This is a genomic window from Bradyrhizobium sp., assembly GCF_030654605.1.
Classification (GTDB): Bacteria; Pseudomonadota; Alphaproteobacteria; order Rhizobiales; family Xanthobacteraceae; genus Bradyrhizobium.
On the sequence record NZ_JAURXB010000083.1, the window covers coordinates 14,185 to 31,626 of the forward strand.

The window sequence follows — 17,442 nt, forward strand, 5'->3', positions numbered from 1 at the left end:
GTTAGGACAGCATGACTGTCTCAATTGTGGTGCGATCCCGGCACAGGGATTGCAACGAAAGATGGTGCTCAGGCGCCAGGAAGTAAAAGGCAAGGCCGTTCGTCGGGGACGCCGGACGCCCAGGCCTGAATTTACGAAATTGCGGCTCGCGGAGGACGAGCGGTGGCCCGGTGGGTGCCGCAAACGCCCAAGGTGCGCCACCGGACGGTGAGGCGCTTCGCCTTATTGAGAGGACGTGAGATGAGCGGGTCGGAGTTCGCAAGCGAAAACATCGTGACGGATGCGCTGTCGGCGGCCCCGGCCTCGAAGCCGGCCGAAGCCGCACGCGAGTTCAGCTGGCGTCCGCCGGCCGAAGGCCTGTACGACCCCTCGCTCGAGAAAGATTCCTGCGGCGTCGGCTTCATCGCCAACATCAAGGGCAAGAAGTCGCATCAGATCGTCGCCGATGCGCTCAGCATTCTGTGCAACCTCGAACACCGCGGCGCGGTCGGCGCCGATCCGCGCGCCGGCGACGGCGCCGGCATCCTGGTGCAGATTCCGCACGCCTTCTTCGCGCGCAAGGCGGCCGGGCTCGGCTTTACGCTGCCGAAGCCGGGCGAGTACGCGGTCGGTGCGCTGTTCATGCCGAAGGAAACGGCCTGGCGCAAAGTCATCAAGAGCATCATCGCCGACCAGATCAGGAACGAGGGACTGGTGCTGCTGGGCTGGCGCGAAGTGCCCTCGGACAATTCCTCGCTCGGCGTAACCGTCAAGCCGACCGAGCCCGCGCACATGCAGGTATTCATCGCCCGCAACGGTGCCGCCAAGACCGAGGACGAATTCGAGCGCAAGCTCTACATCCTGCGCAAGTCGATCTCGCAGGCGATCTACCAGCGTCGCGACCGCGGCCTGGCCGGCTATTACCCGGTGTCGCTGTCGTGCCGCACCGTGGTCTACAAGGGCATGTTCCTCGCCGACCAGCTCGGCAAATATTATCCCGATCTCTCGGAGCCTGATTTCGACAGCGCGCTGGCGCTGGTGCATCAGCGCTTCTCGACCAACACCTTCCCGGCCTGGTCGCTGGCGCATCCGTACCGGATGATCGCCCATAACGGCGAAATCAACACGCTGCGCGGCAACGTCAACTGGATGGCGGCGCGGCAGGCCTCGGTGCATTCGGAACTCTACGGCAAGGACATCAGCCGTCTCTGGCCGATCTCCTATGAGGGACAGAGCGACACCGCCTGCTTCGACAACGGCCTCGAATTCCTGGTGCAGGGCGGCTACTCGCTGCCGCACGCCGTGATGATGATGATTCCGGAAGCCTGGGCCGGCAATCCCCTGATGGATGAAACGCGCCGCGCATTCTACGAATATCACGCCGCGATCATGGAGCCGTGGGACGGCCCGGCCGCGATCGCCTTCACCGACGGCCGCCAGATCGGCGCCACGCTCGACCGCAACGGCCTGCGCCCGGCGCGCTATCTCGTCACGTCGGACGACCGCATCATCATGGCGTCCGAGATGGGCGTGCTGAAGATTCCGGAAGAGAACATCATCACCAAGTGGCGGCTGCAGCCCGGCAAGATGCTGCTGGTCGACCTCGAACAGGGCCGTCTCATTCCCGACGACGAGATCAAGGCGCAGCTGGCCAAGAGCAATCCCTATCGCACCTGGCTCGACCGCACCCAGATCGTGCTCGAGGAACTGCCGGACGCTCCCACCAAGAGCCTGCGTTCCAACCTGCCGCTATTGGAACGGCAGCAGGCGTTCGGCTATTCGCAGGAAGACATCACCATCCTGATGACGCCGATGGCGTCGACCGGCGAGGAAGCCAACGGCGCGATGGGCAACGACACCCCGATCTCGGCGCTGTCGAACAAGCCGAAGCAGCTGTTCACCTATTTCAAGCAGAACTTCGCGCAGGTCACCAATCCGCCGATCGATCCGATCCGCGAAGAGCTCGTCATGAGCCTGGTCTCGATCATCGGGCCGCGGCCGAACCTGTTCGACCTGCAGGGCCTGGCCGGCACCAAGCGGCTCGAAGTGCGCCAGCCGATCCTGACCGACGGGGATCTGGAAAAGATCCGCTCGATCTCCGATGTCGCCGACAGCCATTTCAAGTCGCGCACGCTCGACACCACCTTCCACGCCGGCTTTGGCCCGGCGGGCCTCGAGCAGGTGCTCGACGAACTCTGCGCGCGCGCCGAAGCCGCGGTCCGCGAAGGCATCAACATCGTCATCCTGAGCGACCGTGCCGCGGGAAGCGACCGGATTCCGATCCCCTCGCTGCTGGCCTGCGCCGCCGTGCATCATCATCTGATCCGCACCGGCCTGCGGACGTCGGTCGGCCTCGTGGTCGAATCCGGCGAACCGCGCGAGGTGCATCACTTCGCCTGCCTCGCCGGTTACGGTGCCGAGGCGATCAACCCCTACCTCGCGTTCGAGACCATCATCGCGATGAAGGACCATCTGCCGGCGGCGCTCGACGACTACGAGATCGTCAAGCGCTACATCAAGTCGATCGGCAAGGGCCTGCTCAAGGTGATGTCGAAGATGGGCATCTCGACCTATCAGTCCTATTGCGGCGCGCAGATCTTCGACGCCGTCGGGCTGAAGGCGGATTTCGTCGCGAAGTATTTCGTCGGCACCCATACCCGGATCGAAGGCGTCGGGCTGGCCGAAATCGCCGAGGAAACCACGCGCCGCCATGCCGATGCGTTCGGTGGCGCGCTCGAATACAAGACCGCGCTCGACGTCGGCGGCGAATATGCCTATCGCACCCGCGGCGAGGATCACGCCTGGACCGCCGACTCGGTCTCCGCGCTGCAGCACGCCGTGCGCGGCAATTCGCTGGAGCGCTACCGGGCGTTCGCGAAAATCCTCAACGAGCAATCCGAACGGTTGCTGACGCTGCGCGGCCTGTTCCGGATCAAGACCGCCGAGGACGAAAAGCGCAAGCCGGTGCCGCTCGACCAGGTCGAGCCGGCCAAGGACATCGTCAAGCGCTTTGCCACCGGCGCGATGAGCTTCGGATCGATCTCGCGCGAGGCGCACACCACGCTGGCGATCGCGATGAACCGGATCGGCGGCAAGTCCAACACCGGCGAAGGCGGCGAGGAGAGCGATCGCTTCAAGCCGATGCCGAACGGCGATTCGATGCGCTCGGCAATCAAGCAGGTCGCCTCGGGCCGGTTCGGTGTCACGACGGAATATCTCGTCAACGCCGACATGATGCAGATCAAGATGGCGCAAGGCGCCAAGCCCGGCGAAGGCGGCCAGTTACCCGGCCACAAGGTCGACGCCACCATCGCGCGCGTGCGGCATTCGACGCCCGGCGTCGGCCTGATCTCGCCGCCGCCGCACCACGACATCTATTCGATCGAGGATCTGGCGCAGCTCATTTACGATCTGAAGAACGTCAACCCCGACGGCCAGGTGTCGGTAAAACTCGTCTCCGAAATCGGCGTCGGCACCGTGGCCGCCGGTGTTGCCAAGGCGCGCGCCGACCATGTCACCATCGCGGGCTTCGAGGGCGGCACCGGCGCGTCCCCCCTCACCTCGATCAAGCATGCCGGCAGCCCGTGGGAAATCGGGCTTGCCGAAACCCACCAGACGCTGGTGCGCGAGCGGCTGCGCAGCCGCATCGTGGTGCAGGTCGACGGCGGCTTCCGCACCGGACGCGACGTCGTGATCGGCGCGCTGCTCGGCGCCGACGAGTTCGGCTTCGCCACCGCGCCCCTGATCGCGGCCGGCTGCATCATGATGCGCAAGTGCCATCTCAACACCTGCCCGGTCGGCGTCGCGACGCAGGATCCGGTGCTGCGCAAGCGCTTCACCGGCCAGCCCGAGCACGTCATCAACTACTTCTTCTTCGTCGCCGAGGAAGTCCGCGAGATCATGGCCGCGCTCGGCTACCGCTCTTTCAACGAGATGGTGGGCCAGACCCAGATGCTCGACCAGTCCACTCTGGTGGCGCACTGGAAGGCCAAGGGGCTCGACTTCTCAAAACTGTTCGTGCGCCAGAACGAACTGCCGGGCCAGAAGATCTATCATTCGCAGAACCAGGACCATCATCTGGAAGCCGTGATCGACCGCACCTTGATCGAGAAGGCGCAGCCCGCGCTCGACCGCGGCGCGCCTGTCAGGATCGAGGCCGAAATCAACAACACCGACCGCAGCGCCGGCGCGATGCTGTCGGGCACCGTTGCAAAGATCTACGGCCATGCCGGCCTGCCGCACGACACCATCCAGGTCAGCTTCAAGGGCACCGCGGGCCAGGCCTTCGGCGCCTGGCTGGCGCGCGGCGTCACCTTCGATCTCGAAGGCGAAGGCAATGACTATGTCGGCAAGGGCCTGTCCGGCGGACGCATCATCGTCAAGCCGCCGCGCAATTCCGGCATCGTGCCGGAAGAGTCGATCATCGTCGGCAACACCGTGATGTACGGCGCGATCGAGGGCGAATGCTATTTCCGCGGCATTGCTGGCGAGCGTTTTGCCGTGCGTAACTCCGGCGCGGTCGCCGTGGTCGAGGGCGCCGGCGATCATTGCTGCGAATACATGACCGGCGGCATCGTCGTGGTGCTCGGCAAGACCGGGCGCAATTTTGCGGCGGGCATGTCGGGCGGCGTCGCCTACGTGCTGGATGAAGCCGGCGATTTCGCCAAACTCTGCAACATGGCGATGGTCGAGCTCGAACCGGTGCTGTCGGAAGAGATGATCAACCAGAACACCTATCATCAGTCCGGCGATCTCGATGCACATGGACGGGTCGACGTGTTCCAGAACCTGCTGGAGTCCGACGTCGAGCGGCTCCACGTCCTGATCACCCGCCACGCCAAGCTGACGGACTCGAAGCGCGCCGCCGAGATTCTGGCGAACTGGAAGACCTATCTGCCGAAATTCCGCAAGGTGATGCCGGTGGAATACCGCCGCGCACTGAAGGAAATGAAGGCGAGCGCCGACACCGAACCGAAAATCGCGATCGGGGCGTAAGTTTCACAAGCGTCATTCCGGGGCGCGCGAAACGCGAACCCGGAATCTCGCAAAGGCATCATCGAGATTCCGGGTCTGGTCCTTCGGACCATCCCGGAATGACGGAGCAAGTGTTCAGGGGCGTCTGGTTAAATGGGCAAGATTACAGGTTTTCTCGAGATCGACCGCCACGACCGCAAATACGCGCCGGTCGCCGAGCGCGTGAAGCACTACAACGAATTCGTCATTCCCCTGAGCGAGAAGGAAACCCGCGACCAGGCGGCGCGCTGCATGAATTGCGGCATTCCCTATTGCCACGGCACCGGCTCGGTGGCGCCGGGCACGCCGGGCTGCCCGGTCAACAACCAGATTCCCGATTTCAACGATCTGGTCTATCAGAACAACTGGCAGGAAGCCTCGCGCAACCTGCACTCGACCAATAACTTTCCCGAGTTCACCGGCCGCATCTGCCCGGCGCCGTGCGAAGCGTCCTGCACGCTCAACATCGACGACAACCCGGTCACCATCAAGACCATCGAATGCGCCATCGTCGACCGCGCCTGGGACAATGGCTGGCTGCCGCCGGAGATTGCGCCGAACAAGACCGGCAAGAAGATCGCCGTGGTCGGCTCCGGCCCCGCCGGCCTCGCCTGCGCGCAGCAGCTGGCGCGCGCCGGGCATGACGTGCATGTCTACGAGAAATTCGCCAAGGCCGGCGGGTTGCTGCGTTACGGCATTCCCGATTTCAAGATGGAGAAGCACGTCATCGACCGCCGCATCGCGCAGATGGAGGCCGAAGGCGTGGTGTTTCATTACGGCAGCCCGGTCGGCGGCAGCGCCCCCGGCGCGATCGATCCGCAAACCCTGCTCACCGAATATGACGCGATGGCGCTGACCGGCGGCGCCGAAGCCCCGCGCGATCTGCCGATCCCCGGCCGCGACCTCGCCGGCATCCATTTCGCGATGGATTTCCTGCCGCAGCAGAACCGCCGCGTCTCCAACGAGCCGCTCGGCAATGGGCAGGAGATCCTCGCCACCGGCAAGGACGTCGTCGTGATCGGCGGCGGCGACACCGGCTCGGACTGCATCGGCACCTCGTTCCGGCAAGGCGCGCGGTCGGTGACGCAGATCGAGATCATGCCGGCGCCGCCCGAGCATGAGAACAAGGGCGTGACCTGGCCGAACTGGCCGATGAAGATGCGGACGTCGTCGAGCCAGGCCGAAGGCGCCAAGCGCGATTTCGCGGTCCTGACGCAGAAATTTTCCGGCGAGAACGGCAACGTCGCAAAGCTGCATTGCGTGCATGTCGACGACAAGTTCAAGCCGGTTGCCGGCAGCGAATTCGAGCTCGACGCGCAGCTCGTGCTGCTGGCGATGGGCTTTGTCCATCCGGTGCATGAAGGCCTGCTGAAAACCCTCGGCGTCGACCTCGACCCGCGCGGCAATGTGCGCGCCAACACCTCGGATTACCTGACCTCGCGGCCGAACGTGTTTTCGGCCGGCGACATGCGCCGTGGGCAATCGCTCGTCGTGTGGGCGATCCGCGAAGGGCGGCTCTGCGCGCGCTCGATCGATCAATTTTTGATGGGAACGACCAACCTGCCGAGGTGACGGCCTCGTCGTCGCCCTACCTCGTCAGCCGATCCTTGGTCATCTTCAGCGTGACGATGACGCCTTCCGGATTCCAGTCGCAGCTGATCGATCCGCCGAGCTGAACGGTCATGCCGCGGTTGAGCAGCTTGCTGCCATATCCGCCATCGCCGGTGAGCGCCTGCACCGGCGGGCCGCCGCGCTCGGTCCAGACCACGGTCACCTCGGTGTCATGGGGGACGCAGGAGATGTCGAGTACCCCCTCCTGCGATGACAGCGCGCCGTATTTGAGGGAGTTGGTGGCAAGCTCGTGCACCACCAGCGCCAACGTCGTCGCCGCCTGTTCGCCGACACCCATGCGCGGCACCGAGACCCGGACGCGACCGCTGAACGCTCCCATGTCGTCATAGGGCGCCAGCAAGACCGTGAACAGGTCGCCGAGCAGCGCCGCCTTCCCGCTCTGGCCCGGCAGCGGACGAACCAGATCGTGGGCCCTGCCGAGCGCGGTCAGCCGATGGGTGAGTTCTTGCGCCATATCCGCAGTGGTCTTGGCGGAACGTGACGTGATCGCGGTCAGTCCGGTCGCGATTGCCAGCAGATTCTTGACCCGGTGGCTCATTTCGCCCGCCAGCAGCTCGTGGCCCTCTTCCGCCTGCTTGCGGCCGGTGACGTCGATGAAGATGCCATACATGATGCGGCCGACGATGCCGGCATCGTCGCCCTGCCCGCGCGCCGATATCCAGCGCACCTCTTCGCCGACCATGACGCGAAAATCGATTTCGTAGGCGCCGACAAGGGCGCGGGTCGCGGCAAACGCCGCCTTGACCCGGTCACGGTCCGCCGGATGAATATTGACCGAGAGGTCCTCGAACGACACATAGTCGCTGAGCGGCACGCCCCACAGCTCAAAGGCGCGTTCATCCATCGTGAAGCGGTTGGTGTCGACGTTCCACGACCACAGGGCCACCCCCGCCGCCTCGATGGCGAGGCGCAGATGCGCGGCGTCCCAGTCCGGCAAGCCTGATTTTGCAGGTGGCTGCACCACCTTCTGTGCGACCGAAATCGCGGTCGTCGCGCCGTCTTGTGCCGGCATCGCCATGGCTATTCCCAGCTTTCACGAACTATGGCGAGTCATCGACTGGACCGCTCAACAGGACTCTGCCGGTATGCCACGTGAACAGGTTCTGGGGGAACAAATCGAAAGGCCAGAAGACTGGCGGCAGATGACCAATGCGCGAGGGCGAGAAAGGTTCGATTCGCTTCGGAGCGGCAGTTACGTGCATGGCCGGGACGAAGCCCGGCCATGACGAAGCAGTAAGGTTTAGCTCGCTTGGTATACCATCAACCCCACGGCCCGCGCGGCGCGGCGCCGCTGCCACGGGGAGCCGTCCAGGGGCCGCGTCGGGACGATTGCGGCGGACGGGTCGGCGCCGCCATGCCTCCCTGCGAACCGAGCTCGGCCGCGAGCCGCTGCAGTTCGGCGATCCGGTTCTCGGTCGACGGATGGGTCGAGAACAGATTGTCCATGCCGCGGCCCGACAGCGGATTGATGATGAACATGTGCGCGGTAGCCGGATTGCGCTCGGCCTCCTCGTTCGGGATCACATGCGCGGCGTTCGAGATCTTGACCAGCGCCGACGCCAGCGCCATCGGCTGGCCGACGATGCGCCCGCCGAGATCGTCGGCGGCGTATTCGCGCGTCCGGCTGATCGCCATCTGCACCAGCATGGCGCCGAGCGGGGCCAGGATCATCATCGCGATCGAGCCGATGATGCCGGGACCGTGGTTGTTGTCGCGGTTGCCGCCGAAGAACATGCCGAACTGCGCCACCATCGAGATCGCGCCGGCGATGGTCGCGGTGATGGTCATCAGCAGCGTGTCGTGGTTCTTGATGTGCGCGAGTTCATGCGCGATCACGCCGGCGAGTTCCTCGCGGCCGAGCGACTGCACCAGCCCCGTGGTGACGGCGACGGCGGCGTTCTCCGGATTGCGGCCGGTGGCGAACGCATTGGGCTGCGGATTGTCCATCAGGAACACGCGCGGCATCGGCAACCCTGCCCGTCCGGCCAGCATGGCCACGAGGTCCACCAGTTCCGGCGCGCTGCGCGCATCGACCTCATGGGCGCCGTACATCGACAGCACCATGCGGTCCGAGTTCCAGTAGGCGAACAGGTTGGTCGCGGCCGCGATCAGAAGCGCGATGGTCGCGCCACCGGCGCCGCCGATCAGATAACCGACGCCCATGAACAGGGCCGTGAGACCGGCCAGCAGGATCGCGGTTCGAAAGTAGCTCATCATGGTCTCCCTGATGCCGGCGGTGGAGCCCGCGGCATACATAGAATCAACTAGATCGCCTGCGGGGCGGTTCAAGGCCGGCGGGTGCGTCGCCGCGTCGCGGCGGGGGCGATAAAGGCTCCCAGGGGCCTGGAGTCGGATCAATCGGCCCCGTTTCTGGCCATATCGGCGCCGGAAACCCGGGGGTCGGAGCGCCCGCCCGGGATATCGCTTGATCCAGCGCAAGGCAGGTGTTTGCGTGAGGCGACATGATGCGGAAATCGATGGAAAGGTAACGAAATGGCAGTTCAGAAATCCGGCGCGCGCAAGCTCGTCACCCGCGTGCTGGCGACAGGGGTCCTGTTGTCGATGTATGCGTTCGGCGTCGTTGCCACCACCGGCGCCATGGGCGTCTCCTCCGCCCAAGCGCAACGCGGTCGTGGCCGGGGTGATGGCCGAGGCCGTGGTTATGGCGGCGACAATATCGGTGCGGGAGTGGCCCTCGGCATCGGTGCTGCCGTGATCGGCGGCGCCATCATCGCGGGCGAAGCCCAGCGGCAGGAAGACGCCATCGGCTACTGCATGCGACGCTACCGGTCGTACGATCCGCAGAGCATGACCTATATGGGTACGGACGGTTACCGCCATCCGTGTCCGTAGCGGGACGATTGCCCGCGCAACGATGTGAAAACCCCGGCCTCGTGCTGGGGTTTTTATTTCGGGAGAGTAACGAAGGCCAAGCTGAATAAGGCGCTAGTGCTGCAGCCTCACGCCAAGCATCACCACGGTCGAGTTGGTGCTGTTGCCGACGATGTTGGAGTCGAGCCAGTCGCGGCGCAGCGTGCCCTTGAGCCAGATGTTGCGGTTCAGCTTGTAGATCAGGTCGCCGGAGACCGAATAGAAGCGGTCGAAGCGTGCATCGCCCTGATAGTCCTGGGTGCCCCAGGTGAACTTGCCGATCGCGGTCAGCCAGCGGCGGAAATCGTGATCGACTTCCACCGTATACGTGTTGGTCAGCACGCCGGAGACGCCGGGCACCGTGGTTTCGTCGATCGAGGTGGTGGCAAAGAATTTTGCCGTGGTCAGCGGCGTCGCCACCCACACCAGCGAGGCCGATGTCAAAAGCCCCTGCAGCGGCAGCAGCCGCGGATCCTCGTAGGTGCGCGCTGCCCAGCCGATCGCAAGTTCGCCGGTCAGGATACGCGAGAATTCGAAGCTGGTGCCGGCGCGCACCGATCCGCCGCTGGAATTGCGCTGAAAGCCGTTGCGATCGGTCAGCAGGTCATGCGAGCGGACGTTGCCGTCGATCTCGCCGAATGGTTTCAGGCCCGGAATCAGATCGTAGCTGACGCGCCCGAGGCCTCCGAACTGGTTGTAGTTGCGGTCGTCATTGGTGCTCGACGTGCCGTCGGTGAGCTTCGACGCCTGGTAGACGGTGCGGTCGGCGGCGAGGCCGGCGGACAGTTGCAGGCGGTTGAAATTCTGGTCGACGCCGAAGGTACCGCCGAGCGTCGTGTAGATCGGATAGCGCTGCAGGCCGGCCTGGATGTTCGGGCTGCCGGGATTGTCGGTGGCGACGCGTAACCGGCCCTGTCCCATCAGGCGGAAGTCGCGGCTGACGTCGAGCCGGCCGTCGATATGGCCGACAAAATCCGGCCGGTCGATCACGACCGGCGCCGAGGCGATGGTGCCGTCGGTCGGCGGCGGAAAGGTGTTGCCATAGCCGGTGAACGAGCCGCGCAGGTCGGCGACGACCGCGTGGCGCTGCCATTCTGAGACCGCGAGGAATTCCGGCGCCACCACATAGAACGGCGATCCCTTCGGCACCACGGTGCGGCGCGGATTGGTGTCGAAGCCGCCGCGCAGCTCGAGCGCGGACTTGATCAGAAAGCTGCCGGCGTAGTCGCCGATCGCGCCGAACGGATCGTCGTCGATCTTCAGCCGCTTCCGCGGCGGCTGGCCCGGCACGGTGCCGGCCATCGCCGGCGGGATCGGCGTCTTGTTGGCGGAGTCCGACGGCGGGATCGACAGCCGCACCCGCCCGTTGGCGGGCAAAGGCTGCGGCGGCTTGCTGCCGGGACCCGGTGGTGGCTTCGGCCTGGCCTGGCCCGGATAATATTTCGTCTTCTTCCTGGTCCGGTTGAGCGAGTCGTAGCCGGAGGTGGACGCGCCGCTGGCGGCGGGAAGGCCGTAGGTCGGAATCGCGCCGATCCGCGATTTCGCAGGCACGTCCTTGTCGCGCAGCCGCGCGTCATTGGCGGCATCGCCGGTGCGGTCCGTGGTCTCTCCGGTCCGGCGCAGCGGCGAATCCTGCGGCGACACAAAGCCGTCGCGGGCCGGACGGAACAGGTCGGGAGTGAGGGTCTGGGCGTGGCCGGGAGCGATATCGAGGACGAACAGCGCGAGACACGGCAATACCGCGCGTAAAACCGTTACGCGCCCGCGACGGCCCCTTGCTGGACCCGACATCACGATGAAAAATACTCCAACAAATTCATTTACTTACGCGACGGGTTCCGGGCGCATGCGAATGCCGGCGCGGAAACGTCGTTAATGGAGTTAAAACAATTATGGTTAATGAGCCGTTGAGAACGGGGCCCGCGTCGCATCACCCTCCCGCGCGTGCTAAGAGGGGGTCCGGGGCGAACAGGCCCCTGCTTCGGAATCACATGGCCCATTCGAAACCGCTGATGGCACACTCATCCGACCCCGCGAGCGCCGCCGTCCAGTCGGGCCTGCGCACGCTCGATACGGAAGCCGCCGGCATCGCGGCGATCTCGGCGGCCTTGCAAGGCCCGCTCGGGCCGGCTTTCACCGCCGCCGTCGAGCTGATCCGCGACGCCAAGGGCCGCGTCATCGTCACCGGGCTCGGCAAGTCAGGCCATGTCGCGCGCAAGATCGCGGCGACGCTGGCCTCCACCGGCACGCCGGCCTTCTTCGTGCACGCCGCCGAAGCCAGCCATGGCGATCTCGGCATGATCACGCCGGACGATGTGATCATCGCGCTGTCGTGGTCCGGCGAGCAGCCGGAGATGAAGAACCTCGTCAATTATTCCAGCCGCTTCGCGATTCCGATGATCGCGGTCACCTCCAGCGCCGTCTCCTCGCTGGGTGCTGCCGCGCGCATCGTGCTGGAGCTGCCGAAGGCGCGCGAGGCCTGTCCGCACAATCTGGCGCCGACCACCTCGTCGCTGATGCAGGCCGCGATCGGCGACGCGCTCGCCATCGCGCTGCTCGAGGGCCGCGGCTTTACCGCGCTGGAATTCGCCAATTTCCATCCCGGCGGCAAGCTCGGGGCGATGCTGAAATTCGTTCGCGACATCATGCATACCGGGGACGCCATCCCGGTCAAATCGCTCGGCGCAAGGATGTCGGATGCGCTGGTGGAGATGTCGACCAAGGGTTTCGGCTGCGTCTGCATCGTCGACGCCGGCGGCGAGATCGCCGGCATCATCACCGACGGCGATCTGCGCCGCCACATGCGCCCGGATTTGATGACGGCCCTGGTCGACGAGGTCATGACCAGGAATCCCCGCACCATCCCGCCCGGCATGCTCGCCACCGAAATGCTGGAGACGATCAATTCGTCGAAGCCGGCGGTGACGGTGCTGATCGTCGCCGAGGGCAGGAAGCCGGTCGGCATCGTGCATGTGCACGACGTGCTAAGGGCCGGTGTGGCGTAGGTATTTCTTTCTTACGTCGTCCCTGCGAACGCAGGGACGACCCGAGAGAGTCAGGTCCGCTCCGGAAACCGTGCCGCGCTCGCCTCCAGCGGCAGCGCCAGTCCGTTGGCGAGATACGACACCGTGCGATAGAAGCCGCACAGCAGCATGATTTCCAGAATCTTCGCCTCGTCGTAATGCTCCGACAGCGCGGCGAATTCCGTGTCGCTCAACGTCGCGCGCAGATGCAGCGCGTCGACCGCCGCGATAAGTGCCTGTTCGGCAACCGACCAACAGGGATCCGTGGCCTCGCCCAGCACGGTGGCGCGGACCTGTTCGTCGGTGAGGCGGGCGGCGGCGGCGAAGGCCGCGATATGGACGCCCCATTCGTACTCGCAGCCGGTGCGTGCGCAGGTGCGGTCGATGACGATTTCGCGCTCTCGCAGGCTGAGCGGGCCGCGGTCGAGCAGGCCGCCGGCGGAAAATTTCTCCCAGGCCCGCGGGCTGCGCGCGATGGTGCGAAACAGCACGAGCGGCGGCGCGCCGCGCATGATGCGGTCGAACTGCTGCTGGATCTCCGGGGCATAAGGCGGCTGCAGCGGCGCAAGGCGTGACATCGGCGACTCCCATTGCTACAATAAACGTAGCGACATGCTACATTATCTGTAGCAGACCGCAAGGGAGCCGCCGGTGCCGAAACAGGGTTCAGCCATGAAGAAACGCACCGTCCGCGGCTCGGCCTCCGGCCGCCCGATCATGGCGCTGCTCGACCTCTTGGGCCGGCGCTGGAGCCTGCGGATCATCTGGGAGCTTCGCGACGACCGCTCGCTGACGTCGCGCGCCTTGCGCACCGCCTGCGACGAGGCTTCGCCGACCATCCTGCAGACCCGGCTGACCGAACTGCGGGAAGCCGGCCTGGTCGAGCTTGTTGCCGGCGACGGCTACCGCCTCACCGCGCTCGGAAAGGAGTTGTTTGAACATTTTCTGCCGTTGCATCAATTCGCCGAGCGATGGAGCAGGTTCAAGGCCCGTTGATTCAGGCGGCCGCCACGGTCAGGCTGGCGCCGTCGGCCTGCACGATCTTGACCCGGCTGCCGGCCGGCGCATCGGGGCCGGCGACGCGCCAGATCGTGTCGTCGATTTTCACCGTGCCCGAGCCGTCGATGATCGGCTTTTCCAGCGTGAACACCCGGCCGACCAGCGCGTCGGTGCGCTTGTTGAGAAACGGGTTACTCTGGCTGACACTGCTGTTGCTGCGCGCGACCCGCCGCCACAGCGGCACCGCGGCGACGGCGAAAACCGCGAACATCAGCAACTGGGTCTGCCAGGACGGACTGATCGCGAACGACAACAGCCCGACCAGCAGGGCGGCGAGCCCGAGCCAGAACATGAAGACTCCGGGCGCCAGCAGCTCCAGCGCCATGAGGACAAAGCCGAAGATCAGCCAGTTCCAGGTGCCAAGGGTGTAAAACATCTCGGTCATCGTGTGACCCTCTCAACTGTTTCTCGTAGCCGATCACGACGATGCGTCGGCGGTGCGCGCCCTCTCCCGCTTGCGGGGGAGGGTTGGGGTGGGGGCTCTCTCAACGGCGGGACTCGCGGAGAGAGCCCCCACCCGCCTCGCTTTGCTCGGCACCCTCCCCCGCAAGCGGGAGAGGGAAAAGGGCCTGCGCCAGTGCGCTCATCATCAAACAACCTTACCGTTGCGGCGTCACCGGCGGCGGGGTCGCTCCGGTGCCGGGCACCGACGCGCGGCGCGCGGCCTGGGCGGCGACCGCGCCTTCCCCGAAAGTCGCTTTCGCGATCTCGCCGATGCCGGCCAGCGATCCCAGAATGCTCATCGCCTCGATCGGCAGCATGACGATCTTCTGGTTCGGCGAGTCCGCGAGTTGCCCGAACGCCTTGATGTATTTGTCGGCGATGAAATAGTTCAGCGCGGCGACGTCGCCCTTGGCAATGGCTTCGCTGACCATCTGCGTCGCCTTGGCCTCGGCTTCGGCGGAGCGCTCACGCGCCTCGGCGTCGCGGAACGCGGCCTCCTTGCGGCCTTCGGCCTGCAGGATCTGGCCCTGCTTGGCACCCTCGGCGCGAAGGATTTCCGACTGCCGCTGGCCCTCGGCCTGCAGAATGTCGGCGCGCTTGACGCGCTCGGCCTTCATCTGGCGTCCCATCGCCTCGACCAGATCGGCGGGCGGCACGATGTCCTTGATCTCGATGCGGTTGACCTTCAACCCCCACGGCGACACCGCGGCATCGACCACGCGCAGCAGGCGCTCGTTGATCTCGTCGCGGTGCGACAGCACCTGGTCGAGATCCATCGCGCCCATCACCGAGCGGATGTTGGTCATGGTCAGCACGATGATCGCCTGATCGAGGTTGGATACTTCGTAACTCGCCTTGGCGGCGTCGAACACCTGATAGAAGGCGACGCCGTCCACCGTCACGGTGGCGTTGTCCTTGGTGATCACCTCCTGCTCGGGAATGCTGATCACCTGCTCCATCATGTTCATCTTGCGCCCGACCCGGTCGAAATAGGGGACGATGATGTTCAGGCCGGGCGACAGCGTGCGGGTGTATTTGCCGAACCGCTCGATGGTCCAGTCGTAGCCCTGCGGCACCGTCTTGACGCCGGCAAACAGCGTGAAAATAACCAGCAGCACGAATGCAATGGCGAAGATGTCAAAGCCGCTCATAAATCCTCCAAAGCCGCAAAGTCAGTTGCTCGCGGACGTCTATTATTTGGTCTGAAGTCCGGCCGCGCCGGTTCAGTATAACCTTTTGGATAGAGGTAAGGAGGGGTTTGGCGGCCGCCAAGGGGTCACCGCCCGGACGCCGGCCAAGTGCCTCGTTTCGCTGGCGGAGCCGCCAGCATCACTTAATCGTCAAATCCAGATCAGATCCAGCCGTCTAGATCCAGCCGTCTAGATCCAGCCCTGCAGCTCCCGCAGCACCAGCTGGCGGATCACGTCCATGCCGGGATCGCTGTCGTTCAGGCAGGGAATTGCCGAAAACTGCTCGCCGCCATTGTGCTTGAAGATCTCGGCGTTTTCCTGCGCGATTTCTTCCAGGGTTTCGAGGCAATCGGCCGAAAAGCCGGGAGTCACCACCGCGATGCGGCGCACGCCATCCTTGGCCAGCTGCTCGATGGTCTTGTCGGTGTAGGGCTGCAGCCACGCGTCGAAACCGAAACGGGACTGGAAGGTGAGCATCAGCTTCGAGGCGTCGAGGCCCATGCGCCGGCGCAGGGCGTCCATGGTGGCGACGCATTGCGCCTGGTAGGGGTCGCCCTTGTCGATGTATTTCTGCGGCATGCCGTGGAACGAGGCCAGGATCAGCTCCGGCTCGAACGGCAACGTCTTGACGTGGGCGTCGATCGAAACCGCCAGCGCATCGATATATTCGGCATCGACGTAATAGGGCGGCGTGATCCGCAAGGTCGGCTGCGCCCGCATGCCGGCGAGCACGCGAAACACCTCGTCGCAGACGGTGGCTGAGGTCGCCGCCGAATATTGCGGATAGAGCGGCACCACCAGCAGCCGGTCGCAGCCCTGCGCGGTCAGCGCCGCGATCCGGGACGCGATCGACGGGTTACCGTAGCGCATCGCCCAATCGACCACGACATGGTCGTGGTCGGCGATGGCGGCGGCCAGCTTCTCGGACTGCGCGCGCGTAATGGTCTTGAGCGGGGATTCGTTCTTCTCGGTGTTCCAGATCTTCAAATAGTCGCGCGCCTTGCGACGGGGGCGCACCTGCAGGATGATGCCGTTCAGCACCAGCTTCCAGAGCAGGCCCTGATTTTCAATCACCCTGGGATCCGACAGGAATTCCCTGAGATAGACCCGCACGCCGCGCGCGTCCGCGGTGTCGGGGGTGCCGAGGTTGACCAGCAGGACGCCGACGCGTCCCGGGCTGATACCGGCGGCAGGCTCGGCATCGGGCCCGGCTTCCGGCTTGGCGGTTTCGATGGCTACAACTGCTGTCATAATGCCCGTGGCTTCGCGCGTTGGGGTATCCTTGTCAAGATAATGGCGCTTTCGATACTGTCACGTTTTGGAGGGCCAGGCGGGTCACGGCCATGCCGCATCGGGGGGAATCATGACGATCGCCGAATGGTGCGTTTTCGGAACGCTGCTGCTCTATCTGCTGACGATCGTCCCGATCAAGGCGATCGGGTTTCGCCGTTTCGACAACGCCAGGCCGCGCGACCCCGGCTTCTATGACGACCCGATCGCCGCCCGCGCGCTGGGCGCCCATCAGAACGGCATCGAGGCCTTTCCGTTCTTCGCCGCCGCGGTGCTGCTGGCGGAATTCCGGGCGGCGCCGCAGCATCTGATCAACGAACTGGCGGTGCTGTTCCTGATCGTGCGGATCGCCTACGTCTTCACCTATCTCGGTAACCGCCCGACGCTGCGCTCCATCCGGTGGAGCATCGGCTTTGCGATCAATATCGGCATTTTCTTCCTGCCGGCGATCAGGGGCTGGCTGCCGGGGTGAGTTATCCGCCGTCATACCCCGCGCATGCGGGGTATCCAGTAGCCGCGACCTATCGATTCAATCACTGTTGTCTCTGGAATACTGGATCACCCGCATGCGCGGGTGATGACGACTGAATACGACTCCGCGATCTCGCGGCACGACTAGCCCGAGCCTTGCAAGAACCTTGTCCCTCAAATGAGGGAGCAGGGAATGCCGGATGCGCGCTGCACCCGCGGTCTCGTGTGCAAATTGTACGAGTAGATGCGCACACGAGCATACAGGGCAGCGGAGAACATCCGACATTCCCTGCGCAATGGCTTTACGGCTTATACGTACTCTCCCCGGCGAGCTACGCTCTGTTGCCACCGTCGCCTGCGAACGGGTTCGCAAGCTTGGCGCCAGCCTTGCGGCGCCAGGACCACACGATTTCGCCGTACGCTTCGACACCGCTCGTCAACACGTCCTGAAGACCGCTCACGGAGTTACC

13 protein-coding genes are annotated in these 17,442 nt (G+C 64.9%); 6 read left to right on the forward strand and 7 right to left on the reverse strand.

Annotated features, from left to right (window positions below; translation table 11 throughout):
- Positions 1-240: 240 nt before the first annotated feature.
- Together gltB and Q7U29_RS08985 are read left to right on the forward strand one after the other, a co-directional pair.
- Entirely contained in the window at positions 241-4,974 is a 4,734-nt protein-coding gene (gene gltB, locus Q7U29_RS08980) for a glutamate synthase large subunit (RefSeq protein WP_304740561.1), read from the forward strand.
- 132 nt (positions 4,975-5,106) lie between these two features.
- The gene (locus Q7U29_RS08985; RefSeq protein ID WP_304740563.1) at positions 5,107-6,564 is read left to right on the forward strand and encodes a glutamate synthase subunit beta; all 1,458 of its coding nucleotides are present in this window, start codon (positions 5,107-5,109) and stop codon (positions 6,562-6,564) included.
- Positions 6,565-6,580: 16 nt separating this feature from the next.
- Here the strand turns inward: Q7U29_RS08985 and Q7U29_RS08990 are convergent, their stop codons facing one another.
- Both Q7U29_RS08990 and htpX read right to left on the reverse strand, forming a co-directional pair.
- Positions 6,581-7,642 carry a sensor histidine kinase gene (locus Q7U29_RS08990; RefSeq protein WP_370691719.1) on the reverse strand — a complete coding sequence of 354 codons (1,062 nt, stop codon included), beginning with the start codon at positions 7,640-7,642 and terminating at the stop codon, positions 6,581-6,583.
- Between the two features lie 242 nt (positions 7,643-7,884).
- Positions 7,885-8,838 carry a zinc metalloprotease HtpX gene (htpX, locus tag Q7U29_RS08995; protein ID WP_304740565.1) on the reverse strand — a complete coding sequence of 318 codons (954 nt, stop codon included), beginning with the start codon at positions 8,836-8,838 and terminating at the stop codon, positions 7,885-7,887.
- A 279-nt stretch (positions 8,839-9,117) separates the two neighbouring features.
- Here htpX and Q7U29_RS09000 point away from each other — a divergent pair, with 279 nt between their 5' ends.
- Positions 9,118-9,477, forward strand: a complete 360-nt coding sequence (locus Q7U29_RS09000) for a BA14K family protein (protein ID WP_304740566.1) — start codon at positions 9,118-9,120, stop codon at positions 9,475-9,477.
- A gap of 93 nt (positions 9,478-9,570) precedes the next feature.
- On the opposite strand, the gene Q7U29_RS09005 is transcribed toward Q7U29_RS09000, so the two are convergent.
- Complete coding sequence (locus Q7U29_RS09005) at positions 9,571-11,286, reverse strand: outer membrane beta-barrel protein (RefSeq protein WP_304740581.1); 1,716 nt, start codon at positions 11,284-11,286, stop codon at positions 9,571-9,573.
- A 200-nt stretch (positions 11,287-11,486) separates the two neighbouring features.
- On the opposite strand from Q7U29_RS09005, the gene Q7U29_RS09010 reads away from it, so the two are divergent.
- On the forward strand, positions 11,487-12,500 hold the full coding sequence (locus Q7U29_RS09010) for an SIS domain-containing protein (RefSeq protein WP_304740567.1): 1,014 nt from the start codon (positions 11,487-11,489) through the stop codon (positions 12,498-12,500).
- A gap of 50 nt (positions 12,501-12,550) precedes the next feature.
- Here Q7U29_RS09010 and Q7U29_RS09015 read toward each other — a convergent pair whose 3' ends face one another.
- Positions 12,551-13,096 (reverse strand): carboxymuconolactone decarboxylase family protein, encoded by a 546-nt coding sequence (locus Q7U29_RS09015; protein ID WP_304740568.1) that lies wholly within the window; start codon positions 13,094-13,096, stop codon positions 12,551-12,553.
- A gap of 94 nt (positions 13,097-13,190) precedes the next feature.
- Here Q7U29_RS09015 and Q7U29_RS09020 point away from each other — a divergent pair, with 94 nt between their 5' ends.
- The gene (locus tag Q7U29_RS09020) at positions 13,191-13,514 is read left to right on the forward strand and encodes a helix-turn-helix domain-containing protein (RefSeq protein WP_304740569.1); all 324 of its coding nucleotides are present in this window, start codon (positions 13,191-13,193) and stop codon (positions 13,512-13,514) included.
- A gap of 1 nt (position 13,515) precedes the next feature.
- Here Q7U29_RS09020 and Q7U29_RS09025 read toward each other — a convergent pair whose 3' ends face one another.
- From Q7U29_RS09025 to hemH, 3 genes are all read right to left on the reverse strand, one after another.
- Complete coding sequence (locus Q7U29_RS09025) at positions 13,516-13,962, reverse strand: NfeD family protein (protein WP_304740571.1); 447 nt, start codon at positions 13,960-13,962, stop codon at positions 13,516-13,518.
- 214 nt (positions 13,963-14,176) lie between these two features.
- On the reverse strand, positions 14,177-15,172 hold the full coding sequence (locus tag Q7U29_RS09030) for an SPFH domain-containing protein (RefSeq protein ID WP_304740573.1): 996 nt from the start codon (positions 15,170-15,172) through the stop codon (positions 14,177-14,179).
- 228 nt (positions 15,173-15,400) lie between these two features.
- The gene (hemH, locus tag Q7U29_RS09035) at positions 15,401-16,462 is read right to left on the reverse strand and encodes a ferrochelatase (protein ID WP_304740575.1); all 1,062 of its coding nucleotides are present in this window, start codon (positions 16,460-16,462) and stop codon (positions 15,401-15,403) included.
- Between the two features lie 112 nt (positions 16,463-16,574).
- On the opposite strand from hemH, the gene Q7U29_RS09040 reads away from it, so the two are divergent.
- Positions 16,575-16,973: an MAPEG family protein gene (locus Q7U29_RS09040; RefSeq protein WP_304740577.1), complete on the forward strand. Its 399-nt coding sequence runs from the start codon at positions 16,575-16,577 to the stop codon at positions 16,971-16,973.
- Positions 16,974-17,442 lie beyond the last annotated feature (469 nt).

Excerpts from the sequence above, each read along its gene's own strand:
- Q7U29_RS09020 (WP_304740569.1), top strand. The coding sequence starts at position 13,191 with ATGAAGAAACGCACCGTCCGCGGCTCGGCCTCCGGCCGCCCGATCATG.
- htpX (WP_304740565.1), bottom strand. The coding sequence starts at position 8,838 with ATGAGCTACTTTCGAACCGCGATCCTGCTGGCCGGTCTCACGGCCCTG.
- Q7U29_RS09025 (WP_304740571.1), bottom strand. The coding sequence starts at position 13,962 with ATGACCGAGATGTTTTACACCCTTGGCACCTGGAACTGGCTGATCTTC.
- Q7U29_RS08990 (WP_370691719.1), bottom strand. The coding sequence starts at position 7,642 with ATGGCGATGCCGGCACAAGACGGCGCGACGACCGCGATTTCGGTCGCA.
- Q7U29_RS09015 (WP_304740568.1), bottom strand. The coding sequence starts at position 13,096 with ATGTCACGCCTTGCGCCGCTGCAGCCGCCTTATGCCCCGGAGATCCAG.
- Q7U29_RS08985 (WP_304740563.1), top strand. The coding sequence starts at position 5,107 with ATGGGCAAGATTACAGGTTTTCTCGAGATCGACCGCCACGACCGCAAA.
- Q7U29_RS09005 (WP_304740581.1), bottom strand. The coding sequence starts at position 11,286 with ATGTCGGGTCCAGCAAGGGGCCGTCGCGGGCGCGTAACGGTTTTACGC.
- Q7U29_RS09040 (WP_304740577.1), top strand. The coding sequence starts at position 16,575 with ATGACGATCGCCGAATGGTGCGTTTTCGGAACGCTGCTGCTCTATCTG.
- gltB (WP_304740561.1), top strand. The coding sequence starts at position 241 with ATGAGCGGGTCGGAGTTCGCAAGCGAAAACATCGTGACGGATGCGCTG.
- Q7U29_RS09030 (WP_304740573.1), bottom strand. The coding sequence starts at position 15,172 with ATGAGCGGCTTTGACATCTTCGCCATTGCATTCGTGCTGCTGGTTATT.
- Q7U29_RS09010 (WP_304740567.1), top strand. The coding sequence starts at position 11,487 with ATGGCCCATTCGAAACCGCTGATGGCACACTCATCCGACCCCGCGAGC.
- hemH (WP_304740575.1), bottom strand. The coding sequence starts at position 16,462 with ATGACAGCAGTTGTAGCCATCGAAACCGCCAAGCCGGAAGCCGGGCCC.
- Q7U29_RS09000 (WP_304740566.1), top strand. The coding sequence starts at position 9,118 with ATGGCAGTTCAGAAATCCGGCGCGCGCAAGCTCGTCACCCGCGTGCTG.